Origin of the sequence: Streptomyces sp. WMMB 714 (assembly GCF_900090125.1) — a bacterium.
GTDB lineage: Bacteria > Actinomycetota > Actinomycetes > Streptomycetales > Streptomycetaceae > Streptomyces > Streptomyces daqingensis.
Genome location: NZ_FMHJ01000002.1, coordinates 371,924 through 392,546 on the forward strand (window position 1 = coordinate 371,924; position 20,623 = coordinate 392,546).

At 72.8% G+C, this 20,623-nt stretch carries 23 protein-coding genes; 10 read left to right on the top strand and 13 right to left on the bottom strand.

The genetic code is table 11. From position 1 onward, the window contains the following. Window positions 1–48: 48 nt before the first annotated feature. The 3 genes from H181DRAFT_RS04345 to H181DRAFT_RS04355 all read right to left on the bottom strand — a co-directional run bounded on the left by H181DRAFT_RS04345 (window position 49) and on the right by H181DRAFT_RS04355 (window position 2,664). The gene (locus H181DRAFT_RS04345) at window positions 49–1,347 is read right to left on the bottom strand and encodes a sensor histidine kinase (protein ID WP_045863073.1); all 1,299 of its coding nucleotides are present in this window, start codon (window positions 1,345–1,347) and stop codon (window positions 49–51) included. A gap of 223 nt (window positions 1,348–1,570) precedes the next feature. Beyond that, window positions 1,571–2,104 carry an alkyl hydroperoxide reductase gene (locus H181DRAFT_RS04350; protein ID WP_045862833.1) on the bottom strand — a complete coding sequence of 178 codons (534 nt, stop codon included), beginning with the start codon at window positions 2,102–2,104 and terminating at the stop codon, window positions 1,571–1,573. Window positions 2,105–2,109: 5 nt separating this feature from the next. Continuing rightward, window positions 2,110–2,664 carry a peroxiredoxin gene (locus H181DRAFT_RS04355; RefSeq protein WP_045863074.1) on the bottom strand — a complete coding sequence of 185 codons (555 nt, stop codon included), beginning with the start codon at window positions 2,662–2,664 and terminating at the stop codon, window positions 2,110–2,112. A 289-nt stretch (window positions 2,665–2,953) separates the two neighbouring features. On the opposite strand from H181DRAFT_RS04355, the gene H181DRAFT_RS04360 reads away from it, so the two are divergent. Beyond that, on the top strand, window positions 2,954–3,157 hold the full coding sequence (locus H181DRAFT_RS04360) for a hypothetical protein (RefSeq protein WP_045862834.1): 204 nt from the start codon (window positions 2,954–2,956) through the stop codon (window positions 3,155–3,157). 140 nt (window positions 3,158–3,297) lie between these two features. Next, window positions 3,298–3,618, top strand: a complete 321-nt coding sequence (locus H181DRAFT_RS28255; protein ID WP_254666690.1) for an ANTAR domain-containing protein — start codon at window positions 3,298–3,300, stop codon at window positions 3,616–3,618. A gap of 33 nt (window positions 3,619–3,651) precedes the next feature. Here H181DRAFT_RS28255 and H181DRAFT_RS04370 read toward each other — a convergent pair whose 3' ends face one another. The 4 genes from H181DRAFT_RS04370 to H181DRAFT_RS04385 form a co-directional block, all read right to left on the bottom strand. Further along, the gene (locus H181DRAFT_RS04370; RefSeq protein ID WP_045862835.1) at window positions 3,652–4,875 is read right to left on the bottom strand and encodes an FUSC family protein; all 1,224 of its coding nucleotides are present in this window, start codon (window positions 4,873–4,875) and stop codon (window positions 3,652–3,654) included. 233 nt (window positions 4,876–5,108) lie between these two features. Continuing rightward, window positions 5,109–5,936, bottom strand: a complete 828-nt coding sequence (locus H181DRAFT_RS04375; protein WP_074467705.1) for a SigB/SigF/SigG family RNA polymerase sigma factor — start codon at window positions 5,934–5,936, stop codon at window positions 5,109–5,111. A 354-nt stretch (window positions 5,937–6,290) separates the two neighbouring features. Then, a complete protein-coding gene (locus H181DRAFT_RS04380) occupies window positions 6,291–6,788 on the bottom strand; it encodes a hypothetical protein (protein WP_052708444.1) in 498 nt (165 codons plus the stop codon). A 148-nt stretch (window positions 6,789–6,936) separates the two neighbouring features. After that, window positions 6,937–7,368, bottom strand: coding sequence for a hypothetical protein (locus tag H181DRAFT_RS04385; RefSeq protein WP_045862837.1), 432 nt, complete (start codon window positions 7,366–7,368; stop codon window positions 6,937–6,939). 260 nt (window positions 7,369–7,628) lie between these two features. Here H181DRAFT_RS04385 and efeO point away from each other — a divergent pair, with 260 nt between their 5' ends. From efeO to H181DRAFT_RS04420, 8 genes are all read left to right on the top strand, one after another. Continuing rightward, window positions 7,629–8,768: an iron uptake system protein EfeO gene (gene efeO / locus H181DRAFT_RS04390; protein WP_078895481.1), complete on the top strand. Its 1,140-nt coding sequence runs from the start codon at window positions 7,629–7,631 to the stop codon at window positions 8,766–8,768. 10 nt (window positions 8,769–8,778) lie between these two features. Next, window positions 8,779–10,116, top strand: a complete 1,338-nt coding sequence (gene efeB / locus H181DRAFT_RS04395) for an iron uptake transporter deferrochelatase/peroxidase subunit (RefSeq protein ID WP_078895482.1) — start codon at window positions 8,779–8,781, stop codon at window positions 10,114–10,116. A 22-nt stretch (window positions 10,117–10,138) separates the two neighbouring features. Then, complete coding sequence (gene efeU, locus H181DRAFT_RS04400) at window positions 10,139–11,011, top strand: iron uptake transporter permease EfeU (RefSeq protein WP_045862838.1); 873 nt, start codon at window positions 10,139–10,141, stop codon at window positions 11,009–11,011. 85 nt (window positions 11,012–11,096) lie between these two features. Beyond that, the gene (locus H181DRAFT_RS04405) at window positions 11,097–11,798 is read left to right on the top strand and encodes a hypothetical protein (protein ID WP_052708445.1); all 702 of its coding nucleotides are present in this window, start codon (window positions 11,097–11,099) and stop codon (window positions 11,796–11,798) included. 158 nt (window positions 11,799–11,956) lie between these two features. Continuing rightward, on the top strand, window positions 11,957–12,112 hold the full coding sequence (locus H181DRAFT_RS29300; RefSeq protein WP_158715411.1) for a hypothetical protein: 156 nt from the start codon (window positions 11,957–11,959) through the stop codon (window positions 12,110–12,112). 26 nt (window positions 12,113–12,138) lie between these two features. Beyond that, window positions 12,139–12,408: a hypothetical protein gene (locus H181DRAFT_RS04410; RefSeq protein WP_045862839.1), complete on the top strand. Its 270-nt coding sequence runs from the start codon at window positions 12,139–12,141 to the stop codon at window positions 12,406–12,408. 197 nt (window positions 12,409–12,605) lie between these two features. After that, window positions 12,606–12,845 (top strand): DUF5133 domain-containing protein, encoded by a 240-nt coding sequence (locus H181DRAFT_RS04415; RefSeq protein WP_045862840.1) that lies wholly within the window; start codon window positions 12,606–12,608, stop codon window positions 12,843–12,845. 122 nt (window positions 12,846–12,967) lie between these two features. Then, complete coding sequence (locus tag H181DRAFT_RS04420; protein WP_045862841.1) at window positions 12,968–13,453, top strand: DUF6098 family protein; 486 nt, start codon at window positions 12,968–12,970, stop codon at window positions 13,451–13,453. A 120-nt stretch (window positions 13,454–13,573) separates the two neighbouring features. On the opposite strand, the gene H181DRAFT_RS04425 is transcribed toward H181DRAFT_RS04420, so the two are convergent. From H181DRAFT_RS04425 to H181DRAFT_RS04450, 6 genes are all read right to left on the bottom strand, one after another. Beyond that, the gene (locus tag H181DRAFT_RS04425) at window positions 13,574–14,920 is read right to left on the bottom strand and encodes a PP2C family protein-serine/threonine phosphatase (protein ID WP_254666691.1); all 1,347 of its coding nucleotides are present in this window, start codon (window positions 14,918–14,920) and stop codon (window positions 13,574–13,576) included. 272 nt (window positions 14,921–15,192) lie between these two features. Beyond that, window positions 15,193–15,519, bottom strand: a complete 327-nt coding sequence (locus H181DRAFT_RS29755; protein ID WP_254666713.1) for a type II toxin-antitoxin system antitoxin — start codon at window positions 15,517–15,519, stop codon at window positions 15,193–15,195. A gap of 44 nt (window positions 15,520–15,563) precedes the next feature. Beyond that, on the bottom strand, window positions 15,564–16,529 hold the full coding sequence (locus tag H181DRAFT_RS04435) for an SPFH domain-containing protein (RefSeq protein ID WP_045862843.1): 966 nt from the start codon (window positions 16,527–16,529) through the stop codon (window positions 15,564–15,566). 251 nt (window positions 16,530–16,780) lie between these two features. Then, window positions 16,781–19,156: an ABC transporter permease gene (locus H181DRAFT_RS04440; RefSeq protein WP_045862844.1), complete on the bottom strand. Its 2,376-nt coding sequence runs from the start codon at window positions 19,154–19,156 to the stop codon at window positions 16,781–16,783. Continuing rightward, window positions 19,153–19,890, bottom strand: a complete 738-nt coding sequence (locus H181DRAFT_RS04445; protein WP_045862845.1) for an ABC transporter ATP-binding protein — start codon at window positions 19,888–19,890, stop codon at window positions 19,153–19,155. The genes H181DRAFT_RS04440 and H181DRAFT_RS04445 overlap by 4 nt, the downstream gene beginning before the upstream one ends. Next, entirely contained in the window at window positions 19,887–20,411 is a 525-nt protein-coding gene (locus tag H181DRAFT_RS04450) for a PadR family transcriptional regulator (protein WP_045862846.1), read from the bottom strand. Before H181DRAFT_RS04450 ends, H181DRAFT_RS04445 begins: the two co-directional genes overlap by 4 nt. Window positions 20,412–20,623: the final 212 nt, after the last annotated feature.

Below are 20,623 nucleotides of genomic sequence, written 5' to 3' on the forward strand. Positions count from 1 at the left end.
AATGCGGCCTCGGAATCCGTTCGTTCGGGCAGGACGGCACGTCTCCGCTCACAGGGCGGGGTCCGGTGCCGGAGCGGCCGCCTCCAGCGGGTCGCGTCCCGGCGCCCACGGTAGCCAAGCCCGGACGCGGAAATCAGCGCCGAACCGGCCGTATTCCATCGTGCCCCCGGCGAGTTCCGCGCGCTCGGCGAGCCCGACGAGGCCCTGGCCCGCGCCGGGGACTCCGGACACGGCCGCTTCGGGGACGAAAGCCGCCGACTCCCCCGCGTCAGGCCCCGGTTGGCGGCGCCCGTCGGCCGGGGCGGGGTTGCGCACGAGGACGGTCAGCCCTTCCCGGGGGCCGCCGGAGACCGTCACGGTGACGGGCGAGAGCGGGGCGTGCTTGCGGGCGTTGGTGAGCGCCTCCTGCACGATGCGGTAGGCGGTGCGTCCTACGGCGGCGGGCGGCGCGGCGGGGTCGCCGCGCCGGGTTCCGGCAGCGCCGCGGGAGCCGTCCGCGCCGGCCTGTCCGGGGGCGGTCTGTCCGGGGGCGGTCTCCAGCCGCAGCGTGACGTCCGTGCCCGCCGCCCGCGACTCCTCCGCCAGCCGCCGCAGGTCCGCGAGTTCCGGCTGCGGGCGCGCCGTCTCCGACGACGCCGTCCCGCGCAGCACCCCGATGACCTCCCGCAGGTCCTCCAGCGCCTCATGGGCGCTGTCCCTGATCACGCCCGCCGTGCGCTGCACCTCCTCGGCCGACGCCTCCGGGTTGAACTGCAGTGCGCCCGCGTGGACGCTCAGCAGCGACAGGCGGTGGGCCAGCACGTCGTGCATCTCCCGTGCGATGTCCTCCCGCGCCGTCCGCCGTGCCTCCTCGTGCGCGCGCTCCGCGCGCTCCCGCAGGGACGCGACGAGTTGCCGCCGCGAGCGCACGAACAGCCCCCAGCCGATCGCCGCCGCCAGCAGCGCGAAGTACGTCATGCCGGAGACGGTCCGGGGATCGTCCAGCGCGGGCCCGGAGGCGATGAGGAACGGGACGGGCGCGAACGCGAAGCCGGCCACCAGACCCGTCGTGCGGAGCGGCCGCCCGGCGGCGACGGTGAAGACGGCGACGATCGTCGCCCCCGTGACGAAGTGCGAGAAGACTCCCGCCACCAGCAGCACCACGGCGAGCTGCACGGGCCGGCGGCGCCGCACGAAGAGCGAGACGCAGGCGAGCGCGCCCACGGCCTGGTCGGCGAAGAGCGCGTCCGGGGAGAGGTGTTCGCCCGCGAGGACCGCGTCCGCGGTCAGGACGGCGAAGCACGCCGCGAAGAAGACGAGACCGATGTCGGCGATCCGGTCGCCTGCTGTACCTGCTGTACGGGACACGGTCCGGAATGTACGCCCGGCCCGCGCGGGGCGGCAGGGCCGGACGGCCTCCATGGACCATCGGCGACATCCCCGGCGGCTTCCGCGACTTCCGGCGTACCGGCTCGGGCACCGCCCGGGCGGAGAGGCGTGAGGAGGGCCCGCGGGACTCCCGCGGACCCTCCTCACAATTTCGGTGCTGCCCGGGGGCGGTCTTCGTGCGGTCCGCCCCGCGCCGCGCCTCTCATGCGGCCAGGTGCGCCTCGGCCTCCAGCGTCGTACCGACCGCCTGGACGACGGCCGCGATCTTGAACGCCTCCTGCACCGTCTCGCGGTCGACACCCGCCTTGCGGAGCACCTGCTCGTGCGAGTCGAGGCACTGCCCGCAGGCGTTGATCGCGGAGACCGCGAAGGACCACAGCTCGAAGTCCGCCTTCTCCACGCCGGGATTGCCGAGGACGTTCATCCGCAGGCCCGCGCGGAGCGTGCCGTACTCGGGGTCCGAGAGGAGGTGGCGCGTGCGGTAGAAGACGTTGTTCATCGCCATCACCGCGGCGGCGGACTTGGCCGCCTCGTACGCCTCGGGGCTCAGGTTCTCCTTCGCCTCCGGCTCCAGCGCCCGCAGGACGATGCCCGACCGGGAGGCGATGGCGCAGGCCAGCACGGTGCCCCACAGCTGCTGCCGCGGGAGCTCCGAGTTGCCTATGACGGAGCTGAGGTTGAGCTTGAGGTCCTTGGCGTATCCCGGGAGGGCCGACTTCAGGTCGTCGAGAGCCATCCCGCTCACTCCCCGGCCAGCAGCTCGACGGGGTCGAGGGTGTCCTCGCCCTTCGTCCAGTTGCACGGGCACAGCTCGTCGGTCTGCAGGGCGTCGAGGACCCGCAGGACCTCCTTGGGATTGCGGCCCACGGAACCGGCGGTGACCATCGTGAACTGGATCTCGTTGTTCTGGTCCACGATGAAGACGGCGCGCTGCGCGAAGCCGTCCTCGCCCTGGACGCCGCAGTCCTGCATCAGCTCGTGCTTGGTGTCGGCGAGCATCGGGAACGGCAGGTCGCGCAGGTCCTCGTGGTCCTTGCGCCAGGCGTGGTGCACGAACTCCGAGTCGCCGGAGACGCCGAGGATCTGGGCGTCCCGGTCGGCGAACTCCTCCTCCAGCTTGCCGAAGGCGGCGATCTCGGTCGGGCAGACGAAGGTGAAGTCCTTGGGCCAGAAGAAGACCACCTTCCACTTGCCCTCGTGGGTCTTGTGGTTGATCTGGTCGAACTCCTTGCCCTTCTCCAGCGAGACACAAGCGGTCAGTTCGAACTCGGGGAACTTGTCACCGACGGTGAGCAACGTGCACTCCTTGCGCGGAAGAATGCCCAACTTGCGCAGCATTCCTAGGGTCTTGTCGGGCCCCACAGTGCCACAGGGCGCATTGATCACAAAAATCGCGCCCAGCCCGCTCGTACAGCCCGCGTACCCGGCTGACCAGGGAGAAAGCGGCTCGCCACGCGCGAGGTGGGACACGGACGTGTGGTCTTTCCGACACCTCACGTCTCTGGCGTCCCGTCCGTCCCACCCCATGCACCCCGCGGCGCCCGCTCCGGATGCGCACCGCCGCCGCGTGGAGCACGCTTGGCGTATGGCCGCGCCGATCGTCGTGCATCCCCCGAGCCCGTCCGGCGGGCGCCGCGTCACCGCCGACGGGCGGATCCTCGGCCTCGCCCACGACACCCGGGACCTGGCCGAGTTCCTGCGCCGGGCCGGCGTGGACATGGGCAGTCTCCGGCTCGACGACCCGGAGCTGATCGAGTGGCGCGGCGGCGGCCCCGAGGTCTGGCATTGAACAGGCGGGGCCCCGGACCGCGGGGCTCAGGTTCGCGCAAGTGGCGTGCGCCGGGTTCCGGCGGCGGGGACGGGCCCGCGCCGCCCGCGGCAGTGGAACCCCACCGGGCCGCTCCGCCGCTGCGCGGAGGGGACCTCGCCGTGGACGAGCCGGCCGAGGCGGGTCGGTCACGAGAGCGGCGGGATCCGCGGGATCCGCAAGATCCGCGGACCGAGCTGGAGCAGCTGCGCAGGGCCATGGAGACCCGTCCCGTCATCGACCGGGCGCACGGCGTGCTGATGGCCACCTACGGATGCACGCCGGACGAGGCCTGGCAGGTGCTGAAGTCGGCCTCCCAGGAGACCAACACGAAGCTGCACGCCGTCGCCGTGGAGATCACGGACACGACCCAGGGCCGGGCACTCTCCCGCGCCGTGCGGAAGGCGGTCGGGGCCGCGCTCGCGACGCTCGGTAAACGCTGAACCGCCCCGGGGTTCAGGGCCGGCGCCGGCAGGTCAGGACCGGTAGGCCGGGGACTCGTCGACGGCCTGCCGGAGGACGTCGCACGTGTGCTGGATCTCGTCCATCAGCCGCGTCGCCTCCCCGATGAGGAGTCCGTACGGCTCGGAGGGGTCGGCCAGCGGCAGCGAGCTCTCACCGGCGAAGTCCGCGAGCCTGTCGTGGCTTTCCCGCGCCTCCTCCGAGCAGGTGCACAACTCCTCCGACTGGCGCGGCAGTTGCTCCTCCTGGAGCTGGCTGAAGAGCTCCGTGACGCGCGCGAGGGCGGCGATGAAGTCCCCGTAGCGGGTGAGGAACTCGCGGTGCTCGGAGCTTTCCTGGCCGTCGTGCCACTGGTCGAAGCTGCGCGTCATCGACGCCACCTGGTAGGTCACGCGCTCCAGCGCGTCGACGAGGGCCTGGTAGCCGGTGAAGGAGGCCCGGCCGTGGTGCCTCCGCATCCGGCGGCGGGGGTTGTAGTACGTGCTCTCCCAGGCCGTCCGCACTGAGGACTGCGCCTGTTCCGTCAGCGGGCCCAGATTGGTGGCGCGGTGCCGCCAGTGCTTCGTGCGCTCCTCGTCCAAGTCCCCTTCGCGGAGGGCGGGATGGATGTCGCCGAACAGGTCGCTCAGCGTCTTCCCCAGGATCTGGATGCCGCTCTCCGCGCTGCGGTACCGCATCGGCGGCAGCAGCAGGACGTTGACGAGTACGCCGACACCGCACCCGATCAGCACGAGCAGGACGATCTGCCCGAGTTGCATGAAGCCCTGTCCCGTGCTGGTGGCGGAGATGTAGGTGGAGAAGGAGAAGAAGGCCGCCGTCGCGACGTTGGAGCCCTGCGAGCCGAGCGGCCGCCACCTGCCGATCACGAGCGCGGCCAGCGCCATCAGCACGAACGTCAGCATGTCGGGGCCGCCGAGCAGGCCGAAGGCCCCCTGGAGCAGCACGCCCAGCGCGACGGCGCCGACGTAGCGGAGCGAGTGCAGCAGCGACTGGTAGACGGTCACCTGCATGATCAGGACGGCGGAGAAGGGGGCGAACGCCGGACTCTGCGCATGCATGAGGTCGTTGGCGAGGTACCAGGAGAGGCTGGCGGCCAGCGCGCTCTTGGCGATGGTGATCAGCGCGTCGCGTTCGTGACCGCCCTCTCCCCCTCGCGCTCTGCGGAACCACTGCCGTGTCCTGGCGACCCTCCCCTGAGCCGCGGGCTCCTCCCGCTGCGGCGCCGCTTCCTCGGACACGAATGCCTCCCCTGGGGTCGTGAGATGTGATGTGGACGTGGCCGGGCCGGTCTCTTGTACCCGTCACGGTGGGAACGAAGCCGGGGCGGGGCGGGGAGCGTGCAGTGGACCTCGTCACGGCGGTCCGCACCGGGCCGCGCCGCTCCGGTGACCGCCGGGAGCACGCCGGGCGACGCCGTCCGGGGTTCCTCCGTGGACCGTGCACGGAGGAACCCCGGGGTGGGTGCGGTGCGTCAGGCGGCGGCGAGCTCGCGCTCGGCGGCGCGGTCCGCTTCCGCTTCGCGGCGGAGCTTCTCGCACGTGCCGGAGATCAGCCGCGAGACGTGCATCTGGGAGCAGCCGAGCTCCCGGGCGATCTGGGACTGCGTCTGGCCGCGGAAGAAGCGCAGGAAGAGGAGCCGGCGCTCGCGCTCGGGGAGGCGGCGCAGCAGCGGCTTCGCGGTCTCGCGCCAGTCGGTCAGTTCGAAGCCGGGCTCCGTGCGGCCCATCCCGTCGAGCATGGCGAAGCCGTCGCTGTCGTCGCCGCCCACGGGCGCGTCCAGGGACAGGGACTTGTAGCTTCCGAGCGCCTCCAGGCCGAGCTGCACGTCCTCCTCGCTGAGCCCGCTGTGCTCGGCGACCTGCGCGATCGTCGGCTGCCGCGCGTCCACGCCGGTGCTCAGGTCGCGGATGCTGTTGCGGACCCGGTTGCGCAGGTCCTGGACGCGGCGGGGGACGTGCACGTCCCAGGTGTGGTCGCGGAAGTGGCGCTTCAGCTCGCCCATAATGGTGGGGATCGCGAAGCTCTCGAACGCCACGCCCCTGGACGGGTCGTACCGGTCCACCACCTTGAACAGGCCGAGCGCGGCGACCTGCTCCAGGTCCTCCAGCGGCTCGCCCCGGTTGCGGAACTTGGCGGCCAGTCGGTGCGCCATCGGCAGCCAGGCGGCCACCAGCCTCTCCCGTAGTGCGTCGGCTTCGGGCCCGTCCGGGAGGGCCGCCAGCCTCTCGAAGTCGGCAGCCGTGTCGGGGGCGTCGTCGTGCGGGTGACGGGACTGCGAGCGGAGCGGCGCGACGGTCATGCGGATGCTTCCCTCCCTGGGTACTGCGAACTCGTTTCCGCGGGAGGACAGACCACACCGGTGGAGACTCCCAGCCCAGGGGCGTCGTCTCCCGCGGATGTGCCTGCTGTCCGAAGCACTGGTCGTCCGTTTGTCCATGGCCCCGGCACGCAAACATGCCGATTTCCGCCGGCTGATTCGTACCGGTTCCCCACCGGACGATCCGCACCGGCACTCGCGCCGGCCCGTACCGGTTCCCGCCTGCTGACTCAGGCCAGGACCCGGGCCGGCCGCACGGCGGGAAGCCCGCGCGTCCGCAGCGGAACGCCCGCGTCAGCTCGGCTCACTCGGGCGTCAGTTCGCCTCACTCCGGCGTCAGTCCGGCGCGGCCAGTACCCGCGGGGCGACTTCGCGCGCCCGCGTCCTGATCCATGCGAGCTGCGTGCGGATCTCCTCGTCCAGGCCGGTGACCTCGTCGAGGAGTTCGCTGTCCGGTACGGCCCGCGCGGCCTGCTTCAGCAGCGTCAGATGGACGGCGGCGGGCTGGGCCTTCAGGTGCAGCTCCCTCAAGTCCCTCAGCAGGAGCAGCTCTTGGGGCGGACGGCTGCCGGCGAGCGCGGCGAGCCCCTGCTGGAGCGAGTCGGCCGCCGCGGCCAGGGCCCCGGAGTCGCCGCGGTCCGGGAGCTCCTCGTCGTAGCGTCCGGCGAGCCGGCGGACCCGCCCGGCGCACTGGTCGCACCGCTGGGCGAGGGTCCGGAACAGGCGGCGGGTCCGCTCGTCGGTCTCCTGGCGTCCGGCGACCCTGCGGAAGGCGAGGGCGAGGTCCGCTTCGGCGTCGTGGAGGCCGGCCAGGATCATGACGATCTTGTCCACCGCCGCTCACCTCCCACCGTCGCGCCGGACGCCCGGTCTCTCCCCTGGCTTCACCGCCGGGGCCGGCGCCCCCCGGTCGCAGCGCGGGTGTTCAGGCCGGTTCCCCGGTTGCGGGAAGACAAACGCACGCCGTTCCGGGAGCGGGGGGCTACGCGGCCAGCCGGGCGGCGACCGCCAGGGTGCTGCCGGACGCGAGCGCCTCCACCACCGAGGCGCCCTGGACCTCACCGCCGTCGCCGCGTTGGAAGACGAGGAGGGCGCAGCCCGCCGTGCGGACCATCTCGCACCACTCGGGCGGCGTGGTGACGGTGCCGGTGATGTGGGTGACGCCCATGAAGTCGACCTCGTAGGCGCCGTCTGGGGGAAGGCGGACCGTCCAGTCGGGGTGGGGGACCATCTGGAACCTGCTGAAATCCCTGAGCGGTTCGAAGCCCGCCTGCATCAGCTCCTGCTCGATGGGGGTCGGCGCGCCCCCGGCCTGGACGGCCGTGCGCCGGGGACGCATCCCGACGACGGGGAGGGGCGTCCGGCCCAGCTTCAGCGCTATCGCCTTGGCTCTGAACTCGAGGTCTGCGTCCATGGCGTGAGGTTATGCCAGGCGTCCGGCCGGCGGTCCAGGCCCCTTCACCGTTCGCGCATCACGTCCTTGCCATGCCCTTTGCAGCGCCTTTGCCATGCCCTTGCCATGCGCCCCGATCGACGGCGGGGAATCGACTGCGGCCCCACGGGACCCCTGCTATCGTTCGCGGCGCGACTTAGGTAAGCCTTGCTTTAGTAGCCCTTTCCTGCACCGCCCTCGCTCGCACCCCGACCTGTCCGTCAGCCCCACGGGAGACACACATGTCCGCCTCCAGACGAAGCCGAACTCTCATAGCGGGAGCGGTCGTTCCCCTGCTGGCCTCGGTCGCCCTGACCGGCTGCGCGGAGAAGTCGAAGGCCGGCGGCGACGGTGGTGTGCGGGTCACCGCGGACGACAAGGCGTGCGAGGTCTCGGACGACGAGTTCCCGGCGGGCAACGTGAAGCTCCAGGTGGAGAACAAGGGCACCAAGGTCACCGAGGTCTACGTCTACGCGCCCGGCGACCGCATCGTCACCGAGCGGGAGAACATCGGCCCCGGCACCAAGGCCGAGATCACCACCGAGATCAAGGCGGGCAAGTACGAGATCGCCTGCAAGCCCGGGATGAAGGGCGACGGCATCCGCCAGAAGGTCACCGCGAGCGGCAAGGGCGCGAACGTCGAGCGCGACCCGAAGCTGGACGCCGCCGTCGCCGCGTACCGCACGTACGTGCAGAAGCAGGCGGACGAAACGATCCCCGCCGCGCAGAAGTTCGCGGACGCGGTGAAGGACGGCGACGTGGCGGCGGCGAAGAAGGAGTACGCCGTCTCCCGTATCGGCTGGGAGCGCACCGAGCCCGTCGCGGAGTCCTTCGGCGACATCGACCCCAAGGTGGACGTGCGCGCGGACGGCCTGGAGGAAGGCCAGAAGTGGACCGGGTGGCACCGGCTGGAGAAGTCCCTGTGGGAGGAGGAGAAGCTCGCCGCGGACGACAAGAAGCTCGCCGACCGCCTGATGAAGGACCTCGAGGACTGGCGCGACCGCGTCGGCAGGGCCGAGATCACCCCCACCAGCATGGCCAACGGCGCCAAGGAGCTCCTCGACGAGGTGGCGACCGGCAAGGTCACCGGTGAGGAGGAGCGCTACAGCCACACCGACCTCGTCGACTTCCAGGCCAACGTCGACGGCGCCGAGAAGGCGTACGAGCTGCTCAAGCCGGTGACCGCGAAGAAGGACGCGCAGCTGGCGAAGGACTTGGACAAGCAGTTCACCGCGATCGGGAAGCTGCTGGACGAACACCGCGAGGGCGACGGGTTCGTCTCGTACGACAAGGTCGGAAAGAGCGACCGCAAGAAGCTCTCGGACGGCGTGAACGCGCTGGCCGAACCGCTCTCGCGGCTCGCCGCGGCAGTCACTTCGTAAGGGGCCGGCGGTGACGGAACCCTCCGAGTCCCGGAGCCCCGGACCGGACTCCGGGGAGGACCCCGGCGCAGCGGACGGCCGGGAAGACGGCACGCGCCCCACCGTCCACCCGGGACGCCGCGCCCTGCTCGGCTGGGGCGGCGCGGGCCTGGCGCTCGGCGCGGCCACGGCGGGCGGTACGGCGGCCGCGATGGGATACGGCGGCGACGCGGATGCCGCCGCCACGGACTTCGCAGGAGCCGTGCCCTTCCACGGCGAGCACCAGGCCGGCATCGCCACCCCCGTGCAGGACCGGCTGCACTTCGCCGCCTTCGACGTCCTCACCCGGGACCGTGCCGCGCTGACGGACCTGCTTCGGCGGTGGACGCGCGCCGCCGCCCGGATGACCGCCGGCGAGCCGGTCGGTACGGGAGCGGTCGGCGGCCCGGCCGAAGCGCCGCCGGACGACACCGGAGAGGCGCTCGGCCTCAAACCCTCCCGGCTCACGCTCACGTTCGGCGTCGGGCCGTCCCTCTTCGAGGACGGCAAGGGCAGGGACCGCTTCGGCATCGGGAAGCGGCGTCCCGCCGCGCTCGCCGACCTGCCCCACTTCCCCGGCGACGACCTCGACCCCGGGCGCGGCGGCGGCGACCTGTGCGTGCAGGCGTGCGCGGACGATCCCCAGGTCGCGGTGCACGCCGTCCGCAACCTGGCGCGCATCGGCTTCGGCAGGGTCGCCGTCCGCTGGTCGCAGCTCGGCTTCGGCAAGACCTCGTCCACGACGCCCATGGCCCAGACTCCGCGCAACCTCTTCGGCTTCAAGGACGGCACCCGCAACATCTCCGGCGACGACGAGGCCGCACTGAAACGGCACGTGTGGGCACGGGAGAAGGACGGCGCGGCGTGGATGGCGGGGGGCTCCTACCTCGTCGCACGCCGTATCCGGATGAACATCGAGATCTGGGACCGTACTTCGCTGGCCGAGCAGGAGATGATGATCGGCCGCAGCAAGGGCGAGGGCGCCCCGGCCGGCCGCCGCCGGGAGCGTGATCCCGTGCGGCTCTCCGCGATGGCGCCCGTCGCGCACGTGAGGCTGGCGCATCCGGGCACCAACGGCGGCGTCCGCATCCTGCGCCGCGGCTACAACTTCACCGACGGCACGGACGGACTGGGCCGCCTGGACGCGGGACTGTTCTTCCTCGCCTACCAGCGGGACGTGCGAGAGGGCTTCATCCCTCTGCAACGGCGCCTCGCCCGCGACGACAAGGAACTCAACGAGTACATCCGGCACGTGGGTTCAGCGGTGTTCGCGGTGCCTCCGGGTGTCCGCGACTCCGGCGACTGGTGGGCCCGGCAGCTCTTCTCCTGAACTCCCCCGGAAGGAACACGCCGTGTTCGGCAACTACTTGATCGGTCTGCGCGAAGGGCTGGAGGCCAGCCTCGTCGTCTGCATCCTCGTCGCGTACCTCGTGAAGACGGGCAACCGCGCCAAGCTCCTGCCCGTCTGGGCGGGCGTGGGCATCGCGGTCGGTGTGAGCCTGGCCTTCGGCGCGGGACTCCAATTCGGCACCCAGGAGCTGACGTTCACCGCGCAGGAGGCGATCGGCGGCTCGCTCTCGATCGCCGCCGTGGGCCTGGTGACCTGGATGGTCTTCTGGATGCGCCGCACCGCCCGTCATCTGAAGGCGGAGCTGGAGGGCCGCCTCGACGCGGCCCTGTCCATGGGCACGGGGGCCCTGGTGGCGACGGCGTTCCTCGCCGTCGGGCGCGAGGGCATCGAGACCTCGCTCTTCGTGTGGCGGTCCGTGGACGCCGCCGACGACGGCGTCCGGCCGCTGGCCGGTGCGCTGCTGGGCATCGTCACAGCGGTGGTGATGGGCTGGCTGTTCTACAGGGGCGCGCTCAGGATCGACCTGGCCCGGTTCTTCACGTGGACGGGCGGACTGCTGATCGTCGTGGCGGCGGGCGTCCTCGCCTACGGTGTGCACGACCTCCAGGAGGCGCGCTTCCTCGGCGGCCTGGGGGACAAGGCGTTCGACGTCAGTTCCGCGGTTCCCGCGGACAGTTGGTACGGCGTCCTGCTGAAGGGCACCGTCAACTTCCAGCCGGACCCGACCGTCCTCCAGGCGTGGGTGTGGACGCTCTACGTGGTGCCCGTGCTCGTCCTGTTCCTGCGCAGGCAGCAGCCGGCGCGGGAGGAGGACCCCGGAAGCCCGGCGGGCCGGTCCACGGCCGGCACCGGCGGTCAGGGACCCGTGGGCTGACCACCGCACGCGGCGCCCGTGAGAGCGCCGTCGTGTACGCGCACAAGGCGCGTACACAGCGGGAAGGCGCGTACACAATGAGGGCGTGGCCCCTCCTCCCCGCCGCCGGCGGCCATCCGATCCGGCGGACCTTCCCGACGGCCCGCAGCAGGCGCTCCTGCGGGCCGACCCGGCCCTGGGCCGGGTCCACGCCCCGGAGGAGATCTGCGCGCACCTGTGCCGGCTCGGCCACGCCGCCCGGCACGGACGGGCCGGGGCCACCCACCTCACACTCGCCGGCTGGGACGCCCGCGCCGAACTCCTCGGCACACCCCGCACGGACAGCTCCGCGTTCTCCCCCGCGACCGGCCACGGAGCCCCCGACGACGAGGACGCGCACGCCCCTACCGCCGCCGTACGCGCCTGGGCCTCGCTCCTGGAGATCCGCCGCGTCACAGCCGAGGACATGGCGCTGCCCGCCGCATGGGAGCGGCAACGTCCCCTGCACGCCGTCTCCCTCGCCCTCCAGGCATCCGGCTGCCCGCCCGCCGCCATCGGCGGCGCCCGCCGCTGCCTCCGCAGCGGCTACCAGGTCTCCGAAGGCCCGGCTCCGCGGTCCGTACGCGTCGACTGGCGGCAGCGGCCGGGCGACGACGGCCCCTCCCCCGGCGAGGGCCTGGCCACGTGCCAGGACGTACTGGCCGCGCGGGGCTGGGCGTCCGACCGGTACCTCGGCGCCCGCCACCGCCCCTACCTCGTCTCACGCCCCCGCGACGAGCGGGCGCCGCTCCTCGGCGGGGCCGTCTGACGCCGCCGCGCCGCGCAACCGCAGGCGTCATGTTCGTGAAGACCTCGCAACTACCGCGTGACACATGCCCGTTGGGCGCATCGACGCGGCCGGAGGGGTACCCGCGAGCCCAGGCAGCGCCGTCCGGAAGAGACAACCCGACGAGACAAGGGGTACCGATGATCCTCCCCCTCCTGGTCCCGCTCGCGCTCGAAGCGGTACTGGGTGCCTCAGCCCACCTCCCGCTCCCCGTGGCCCTGGCCGCCGGCGGGGCCATAGGCATCTTCGTGCTCGCCTTCACCGCCCGCGAGCGCGGGCGCAGCCGGCACGCCTGAGACGGGGAAGACGAGGAAGGAGACCCATGGAACTCACCGCCGACTCGCGGGCCCGCACGGGAGGGAGCGACACCGACGGCATGGCCGTCACCTCGTTCGTGCTCGGCCTCGTGGGGCTTCTCGTACTGAACGTCGTGCTCGGGCCCATCGCCGTGGTCCTGGCCCTGCGCTCGCTCAAGCGCGGCACGGGCCGCCGCTCCCGCGCGACCGCGGGTCTCGTGCTGGGCGTCGCCGACGTGGTGGTCTACGCCGTGCTCGTCGCGGCGGACGGCTCGACGGCGCTCACCGGGATGTGACGCCGCCCGCCGCCCAGCGCCCCGCGGAAGCCCGCCGCGGAAACGGTTCGTGAAAAGCGCGCCGTGAAAAGCGCGTCGTGAAAAGCGCCTCGCCGCCGCACTGCCCGGGGCAGGCGGGAGGGCGGTACGCGGCGGATTTGCCACCCGCCGCTCTCACCGTGCAGGGTGCCCGAAGAACCGACCGAAGGAGGCAAGCCATGCTGATGGCCCACTCCGCCGTACTCGGCAAGACGCTCCAGCAGTACGAGATCCTCCGCGAACTCAACGCGGAGGAGGGCACGCCCGAAGCCCGGCGCCGCCTGGACGACGTGGCGTACAGCCTGTGCATCGCCACCGGCACCAACGACATCGACGCGGCTCTCGTCGCCGCCCGGCACCGCCTTCCGGGCGCCCGTCCGCACGACGACTCCCTGCTCACGGCCCGCCGCGCGCGCTGAGCGCCGCCCGTGCCGTGCCGCCGGCCGCCGGCCTTCGGCACGGGCGGACGGAAGGACGGCGGCCGCGTGCCGCGGCGGGCCCCGTAGGAGTGGGCCACCGCCCCAGGGGTAGTCGGGGCTCCGTGGAGAGCGACCTGCCTGTCTACACCTCCCTCGCCCAGCTCGCGGACCTCATCTCGCGGGGCGACCCGGTCTTCGTCAGGTGGTCCCGCGGACCCGGGACGGACCGGTACGGCTGCCCCGGCAGCAAGGACGAGCTGACGGGAACGGAGCTGCCCGGCCTGTCGGCCAACCCCCTGAACCCGGAGCCGTGGTGGGAGGGGCGGCCGACGCTGCTGTGGGTCGCGCGGAGGCTGTACGACTACAGCCACTTGCGGGAGGACAAGGGACCGGACGTCCACCCCTGGGTCCTCGTCGGCGAGGAGGCGGGACGCGGTCCGGACAACGAACCCCTCGTCCGCCGGATCCAGCCCGTCGCCTGGATCGCCGGGAGCGTGATCGAGGAGGCCGAGGCCGAGGTGGCCCGGCAGCGCGGCGCGTGGGGGCCGATGCGCAGGCCGGCCCGTTTCTCGGCCGGTGAACGAGGCGAGGGCACGCAGACGGGGTGAGGTGCGCCGGCGGGCGGGGCCCGCCGTCCGGTGTCGCGCCACTGCTCCGGCCACCCCCCGTCCGTCCGCCTGCCCGGCTGTGCCCGGAGGGCACCCGCCCCGCTGTGCCCTGGCCCGGATTCAGTACTGCCGCCGCCCGTTCGGCGAGGTGTCCTGGTCGGACCAGGCCGTCCCCGACCACTCCAGGCAGAGCACGGTCGCGTCGTCGCGTGGGTCGTGGTCCGTGGCCTTGAGCACGGACTTGGTGAAGGTGCGCACCGCGTCGCGGGGGTGCTGCGCGGCCGTCTCCTCGATCAGCCGGCTCAGAGCCCGCGGGTCCCCGCCCGGCTCCAGCATCCCGTCGGTGATCAGCACCAGCCTGTCGCCTCTGCGCAGGTCGAGCGTCTGGAGCCGGTACTCGTGCTTGGGGTCCACGCCGAAGGGCAGGTCGACGAGGGGCGTGACCTCCCGGACGCGCCCTTCCCGCAGCAGCAGGGGCCACACGTGCCCGGCGTTGACGTACGTGGCGGCGCCCGTCTCGAAGGACACCCACATCATCTGCCCCGTCGCCATGGCCTGCGCTCCGTGCCGGGCGAGCGCGTTCTTCACCTTCGCCGGCTCGGTGACGACCGCGCGGTGCTCCTGCACGGCGTGCTCGGCCACGGCGACATTGGCGGCGGACGCCTGCGCCACGAGGTCGAGGCCGGCGCGGCGCGCGTTGCGCAGGGCGCTGACGACGACGGTGGCCAGCTGCGCCGCGCGCACGTCGTGGCCCATGGCGTCGGTGAGCGACAGGTACAGGCCCGACCGGTTCAGGGCGTAGTCGAAGGTGTCCCCGCCGATCTCGGCTGCCGGTTCCAGCGACCCGGCGATGATGAAGGGGCCCGCGTCGCAGGTGAAGGACTCGGGCAGCAGCCGGTGCTGGATCTCGGAGGCCAGCGACATCCGGGTGCTCCGCCGTCCCCACTCGAAGAGGTCCGTGAACCGCCTGTTGACGACCACGACGTAGGCGAGCGCGTGGGCGGCCTCGGCGACCTGCTGCAGCATCTCGTGGTCGGGGCGGCCGGGGAGGGTGAGTTCGAGCAGGCCGATCGCATCGCCGCGGTCGGAGACGGGCGCGACGATGTGCGACGTCGCAGGCGTGTCCGTGAAGCCCGGGCCCGGCCCCTGCCCGTTCTCCTCCGGGCCGCCGTCGTCGCCCTCCCGTGCGCGCACGCCGTCGTCGACCCAGAGCTGCTGGGAGCGGATCACCCGCTCGTAGAGGGTTCCCGCGAGGGCGAAGCGCTCGGGCTCGCCCTGGCCGATCTCGTCCTGGAAGCCCGTGAGGCGCACCACGGCGTTCCCGCCGAGGTCCGTGATCATGAAGGAGACGTCCAGGGCGGAGAACTTCTCCTTGAGGACGCGCTCCATCACCGCGACCGACTTCACCGGCGGCGCCGCCTGAACCGACGCCAGCAGGTCGCTCATCCACCCTCGGCCGTGGGTCACGGTGCGCGCCCTTCCTTCGCCGCCGGAACCGCCCGCCGAGTACGGACGGGCACGGCACCCGGTGTGACGGCCGGTGACGCGAGTCCGGGATCGTGCGAGCGGTTCTCCTTCCCGCAGTATCGGCACCGGCCGGACGGAGCCGCCACGCTTGGTGGCCTGATCGGATGACTGTCGCCACACAGGGGCGGGCCAGGGGCGGGACGCCTCACGCGGGTGTGCCCCAGGAGAACCCGCGGAGCCGCCCGGGAGGACGTGCGTCCGTCCCGGGCGGCTCACTCGTCGCGGCGCGGGCGGCCTCGCGGCGGATGGGGGCGGGCGTTCCCCGGCAGCCGCCGTGCGTCGGCGAGTGCCTTGCGCAGCAGGTAGTCGATCTGGGCGTTGGTGGAGCGGAGCTCCTCGGCCGCCCATCGCGCGATCGCGTCGTAGATGGCCGGGTCCAGCCTCAGCAGCACCTGCTTGCGCTGCCGCTGAGGCCGGCGGGCAGGTCTCTGGCGCGGCGCGTCCGCGGCGCCGGAGCCGTCAGCCGTGCCGGCGGGGTCCTCGCCGGGCGGCTCTCCGCGGGAGGAGCCCTCCGGCGAGGGCCCCTCCTGAGGCGGCACGGCCGGCTCCGGTTCCGCGGCTTCCGCGCGTTCCGGAGGGTCGGTCACTGGTAGAGGGTCCCCGTGTTCATCACCGGCTGCGGCGAGCGGTCACCGCAGAGCACGACGAGCAGGTTGCTGACCATGGAGGCCCTGCGCTCCTCGTCCAGCTCGACGAAGTCCTGGGCGGCGATGCGCGTGATGGCGTCCTCGACCATGCCGCACGCCCCCTCCACGATGGTCTTGCGGGCGGCGACCACGGCGCCCGCCTGCTGGCGCTGGAGCATCGCGGAGGCGATCTCCGGGGCGTACGCGAGATGCGTGAACCGGGACTCGACGATCTTCACGCCCGCCGCGCTGACGCGTGCCGTCAGCTCGACCGCGAGCTTCTCGGTGATCTCCTCGGCGTTGCCGCGCAGCGACAGGCCGTCCTCGTCGTGCGAGTCGTAGGGGTACTCGATCGCGATGTGGCGTACGGCCGCCTCGGTCTGCGTGGACACGAACTCGACGTAGTCGTCCACGGAGAACGTGGCCTGCGCCGTGTCCGCGACCTGCCAGACGACCACTGCCGCGAGCTCGATCGGGTTGCCGTACGCGTCGTTCACCTTCAGGACGGCGGTCTCGTGGTTCCGGACGCGCGTGGAGATCTTCGCGCGGCTCGTCAGCGGGTTGACCCAGCGCAGGCCGTCCGTGCGGATCGTGCCCGTGTAGCGCCCGAAGAGCTGGACGACGCGGGCCTCGCCCGGCGCGACCATGTTCAGGCCGCACATCGCGAAGATCGAGCCGATCAGGACGATGACGCCCACGACGATCAGCACCGCGCCGAGTCCGGTGTCGCCCTCCGCGGCGAACCCGCCGCCGAGGATTATTCCGCCCAGGCCCAGCAGGAAGCCGATGAGGCCGAGGAGCAGCGCCAGGCCGCCGGGGATGCTGTGCGCGGTGACCTCGCGGACCTCTGGGGCCGGCATGTCCGGCAGGTCCTGCGGGTCGGCCGTCTTGGCGGGTGCGGGTGTGGGTTCTTGAGCGGACATCAGGGTTCCCCCGTTTCAACGTGTGTCGGCGAGCGCCCGCGGCGGCGTGCGCCGCCGCGCAGGGCGTTCTGCCTCTTCCTCGTGCGGCTCCGGACGGACCGGTGGCCCGCCGGACCGTACGAGACTGTCTAGCAAAGTGATATCACTTTAGCGCAGAAGCGCGGTTCCGGCCAGCATGGGGGCCTGGCCGGAACCGCGAGCCCGGGGACCGCCGTACGGTCAGAGCCTCGTGGAGCGGGTATCGGCGCAGGTCACTCCGTGCGCAGCCCGTCGGGCCGCATCATCCGCCACAGGAACGGCAGGCTCACGAGCGTCACCAGCCCGATCACCCCGGCGCCCGCCCCGGCCACCGGCAGGAAGACCAGCCAGTCACCGGCCGGGGCCTTCAGCAGGCGCAGCAGCCCCCAGCCGAGCCCCAGCCCGAAGACGACGGCCAGGCCGATCCCCAGGACGACGGGGACCGCCGTCTGCCACAGCACCGAGGCGCTGAGCGTCGAGCGCCGCGTCCCGAACGCCACCAGGACCGACAACTGCCGCTTCCGCTCCCGCAGCTGCTCCACCATCGAGACGGCCATACTGGCCCCGATCAGCAGCAGCACCGCCACGGCGGCGGCGAGTACCGCCCGCCGGATCGTGACGAACTCCGCGCTCGTCTCCTCGTCCAGCCGCTCGAAGACGCTGTAGGACGGGTCCGCCCTGAACACGGTCGTGCGCAGGTTCTCCAGCGCCGCGGCGGTGTGGTCGGCGACGACCCACCCCTGGTAGTTCGGCGAGCCGAGCGCGTCGACGGGCACGGCCGACGGAGTCGCCAGCAGGCCCTCCACCTTGCCGCCCTCGGGCCCCTCGATCCCCTCGACGGTGCGGGCACGGGGCGTACGCCAGATCTGCTCGCCGCCCTCGCCGAGGACGGCCGTGCCGGCCGGCGGGGCGCCGGTCTCGCCCTCCTCCGGCGGGACCTTGTAGACCTCGCCCTCCCGGCAGTCGTCGATGCGGGCGATGCGCCGCAGCGTCGCGCAGTGGCCGACCGCGATCGTGACGCCGTCGTCGGAGCCCCGCACCTCCTCGTACGCCTGAAGGTAACCGGCCGCCTCCCGTACGCCGTCGGTGCGCCGGAGCTGCGCCGTGAGGGTCTCCGCGCCCCCGACCGTGGCGTGGGTCCCGTAGATGTTCGCCACGCTCCTCTTCTCCGGACCGCCCCGGCCCTGCACCGTCTGGTCGGTCTCCACGGCGGAGAAGAGCATCTGCAGGGCGATGGCCCCCGCCACCGCGATCGTGATGCCGCTGACGGCGCGTGAAGCGTTGCCGCTGCTGAGCTGGAGCCGCCGGGTGGCGAGCTGCCACGACACCGGTCCGCCGCGCAGCCGCCCGACGATCCTCTCGACGAGCCAGGGCAGCAGCAGCGCCACCCCGCCGAGCAGGAGCACCACGGCGGCGGTGATCTGCACCCCGCTCACGGAGGCGTCCTCACCGGCCACCGACCCCGCGAGCGGCAGCAGCAGCGCGGCGCCCGCCCCCGGTGGAACCAGCCGCCACCACAGGCGCCTGGCGCGCTGCTCCGACTTGCGGACGAGACCGAGCGGTTCGATGGCGACGCCGCGCAGCGCGAAGATCGTGACCGCCACGGACGTCACGGGCACGGCGAGGACGATCAGCGCGCCGAGTCCGAGGGAGGGCGCCACGTCGACCGGGTAGACGCTGAGGCCGAAGAGTTCGATCCTCCCTATGAAGACGCGTCCGAGGAGGAAGAACCAGCCCCCCAGCAGCACCCCCAGCAACGCCCCGACCAGGGCCTCGCCCGCGGCCATCCGCCGGGTCGTCGCCGCGTCGGCGCCCACCAGGCGCAGGGCGGCGAGCCGGGCGTCGCGCTGCTCTCCCCCGAAGCGCACCGCGGTGGCGATGAAGACGGCGACCGGCATGATGAGCACCGTGCACGCCACCACGATCAGCAGCACCAGCGCGGGGTCCAGCGGCTGCTCGTCGGATTCCGGCAGGCCGAAGTCCTCCACGCGGTCTGCGCCGTCGGCGGGCGAGAGGTCGTCCGCCCCCTTGTAGAAGGCCAGTTCGGCCGGGCCCAGCAGGCCGTCCTCCCCGATGGTTCCGGTGACGCGCCCGTCCAGCCGCTCCGCGAGCGCCCGGCCCTCCGGGGACTCCAGGAGGTCCTTCAGGGCGGGCGAGACCACCAGTTCGCCGGCGGCGGGGATCTCGTCGAGCCCCGGCGGCCTGACGGGGCTCGACCCGTCCGCCTGCACGAGCCGCCCGTGGAGATCGGTGCCCCGGTAGTGGGTGTTGGCGTCCTTGGTCAGGACGGACCGCTCGGTCGCCTCGGCGTACTGGCGGGCCGCGAGGAGCCCGCCGGAGCGTGCCTCCTCGCGGGCGTCGAAGGCGGCGGCGATCTGCGGCACCGCCGCGGCGAGCAGCAGTACGGCCACGCCGAGCGCGACGCCCACGGCCGTCAGCAGCGTCCGCGTCCACCCCTGCCGGCCGCCGCTGGTGGCGAAGCGCGCGCCCATGGCCAGGTCGCGGGCCCAGTCCGCCGGGCGGGCCCGCCCTTCCGGCCGGTCGCCGGGGCCGCTCCCGTCCGCGACCGGGGCCGGGGCGCCCTCGCGGGTCGCCGTCCCGGCGCTCACAGGGCGCCGGCCATGCTGCGGGCGCGTCCGTCCCGGACGACGACCTCGCGGTCCGAGTAGGCGGCGACGCGCGATTCGTGGGTGACGAGGACGACCGCCGCGTCGGTCTCGCGGGCGGCCTCGGTGAGGAGCTGCATGACCCTCTCCCCGTTGAGCGAGTCGAGCGCTCCGGTCGGCTCGTCGGCGAACAGCACGCTCGGTCCGGCCGCCAACGCGCGGGCGACGGCGACGCGTTGGCCCTGCCCGCCGGAGACCTGACCGGGACGCTGACCGCGTACGTCGTCCACTTCGAGCCGCTCCAGCCACGACGACGCCCGCGACTCGGCCTCCCTGCGGCCGAGGCCCGCGAGCCGCAGCGGCAGGGCCGCGTTCTCCAGGCAGCTCAACTCGGGTACCAGCTGGCCGAATTGGAAGACGAAGCCGAAGTCGCGCCGGCGCAGCGCGCTGCGGCGGGCGTCGGGCATCCGCGAGAGCGCCTCTCCCCGGTACGTCACCGTGCCCGAGTCGGGCCGGACGATCCCCGCGAGGCAGTGCAGCAGCGTCGACTTGCCGGAGCCGGAGGGCCCCATCACGGCGACGATCTCTCCGGCGCGGATCTCGAAGTCCGCCCCGTCGAGGGCGTCCGTCGAGCCGTAGGTCTTGTGCAACCGGGAGGCGGTGAGCAGGAATCCGGTCCCGGCCGAGGCGCCGGGGCCGCCGCCGTCGTGCGGGCCGGTCGGTGCGTGGGTGGTCATGGCCGTACCTCCGAGGCGAGCTTGCCGAGTCGCGCGGCCGTCAGTTCCAGCCATCGCAGGTCGGCTTCGAGGTGGAACAGGGCGTGGTCGCAGATGAGCTGGTCCGCCAGATCGCCGCCCTGCTTGCGCTTGGTCAACTCGCGCATGAGGCGCAGATGTTCGGCGCGCTGCCCGTCGAGCAGCTCGCCGGCGTCCCGGCCGGTGAGGAGGGCGAGCACGACCTTGGTGTAGAGGGTGCTCTGCAGGTAGGGCTCCGGCTTCTCGGGACGGGCGAGCCAGTCGGCGACGTCGGTGACGCCGGCATCGGTGATGGCGTATCGCTTGCGGTCGGGCCCGCCGCCCGCCTCGATGCCGTCGACCTCGACGAGACCGTTCTTCAGCAGTCGCGACATCGTCGAGTAGACCTGCCCGTAGTGCAGCGGGCGGTCGTGGCCGAAGCGTTCGTCGAAGGCCCGCTTGAGGTCGTAGCCGTGGCGGGGACCGGACTCCAGAAGGCCGAGCAAGGTATGGCTGATGGACATGGCGGAGACTATACACACTATGTATACGCCTCGTGTATAGAAAGCGGAATACCGCTCCGGCCTGCGAAGACAGCGGTGACGACCTCCCTCGGCGGCCCGGTCCGGGGCATGCGCCGACCCGGCTGACTTCGCCGGTCCTCCCCTGCCGCAGTCCCGTACCACCCGCCCGGGCAACCCCCGGCCACGCTCCTGCGTCAGCGATACCGGCACCG

Excerpts from the sequence above, each read along its gene's own strand:
- H181DRAFT_RS04385 (WP_045862837.1), bottom strand. The coding sequence starts at position 7,368 with ATGGACGCAGACCTCGAGTTCAGAGCCAAGGCGATAGCGCTGAAGCTG.
- H181DRAFT_RS04415 (WP_045862840.1), top strand. The coding sequence starts at position 12,606 with ATGCTGATGGCCCACTCCGCCGTACTCGGCAAGACGCTCCAGCAGTAC.
- H181DRAFT_RS04360 (WP_045862834.1), top strand. The coding sequence starts at position 2,954 with ATGGCCGCGCCGATCGTCGTGCATCCCCCGAGCCCGTCCGGCGGGCGC.
- H181DRAFT_RS04435 (WP_045862843.1), bottom strand. The coding sequence starts at position 16,529 with ATGTCCGCTCAAGAACCCACACCCGCACCCGCCAAGACGGCCGACCCG.
- H181DRAFT_RS04450 (WP_045862846.1), bottom strand. The coding sequence starts at position 20,411 with ATGTCCATCAGCCATACCTTGCTCGGCCTTCTGGAGTCCGGTCCCCGC.
- H181DRAFT_RS29300 (WP_158715411.1), top strand. The coding sequence starts at position 11,957 with ATGATCCTCCCCCTCCTGGTCCCGCTCGCGCTCGAAGCGGTACTGGGT.
- H181DRAFT_RS04410 (WP_045862839.1), top strand. The coding sequence starts at position 12,139 with ATGGAACTCACCGCCGACTCGCGGGCCCGCACGGGAGGGAGCGACACC.
- H181DRAFT_RS04350 (WP_045862833.1), bottom strand. The coding sequence starts at position 2,104 with ATGGCTCTCGACGACCTGAAGTCGGCCCTCCCGGGATACGCCAAGGAC.
- H181DRAFT_RS04375 (WP_074467705.1), bottom strand. The coding sequence starts at position 5,936 with ATGACCGTCGCGCCGCTCCGCTCGCAGTCCCGTCACCCGCACGACGAC.
- efeO (WP_078895481.1), top strand. The coding sequence starts at position 7,629 with ATGTCCGCCTCCAGACGAAGCCGAACTCTCATAGCGGGAGCGGTCGTT.
- H181DRAFT_RS04445 (WP_045862845.1), bottom strand. The coding sequence starts at position 19,890 with ATGACCACCCACGCACCGACCGGCCCGCACGACGGCGGCGGCCCCGGC.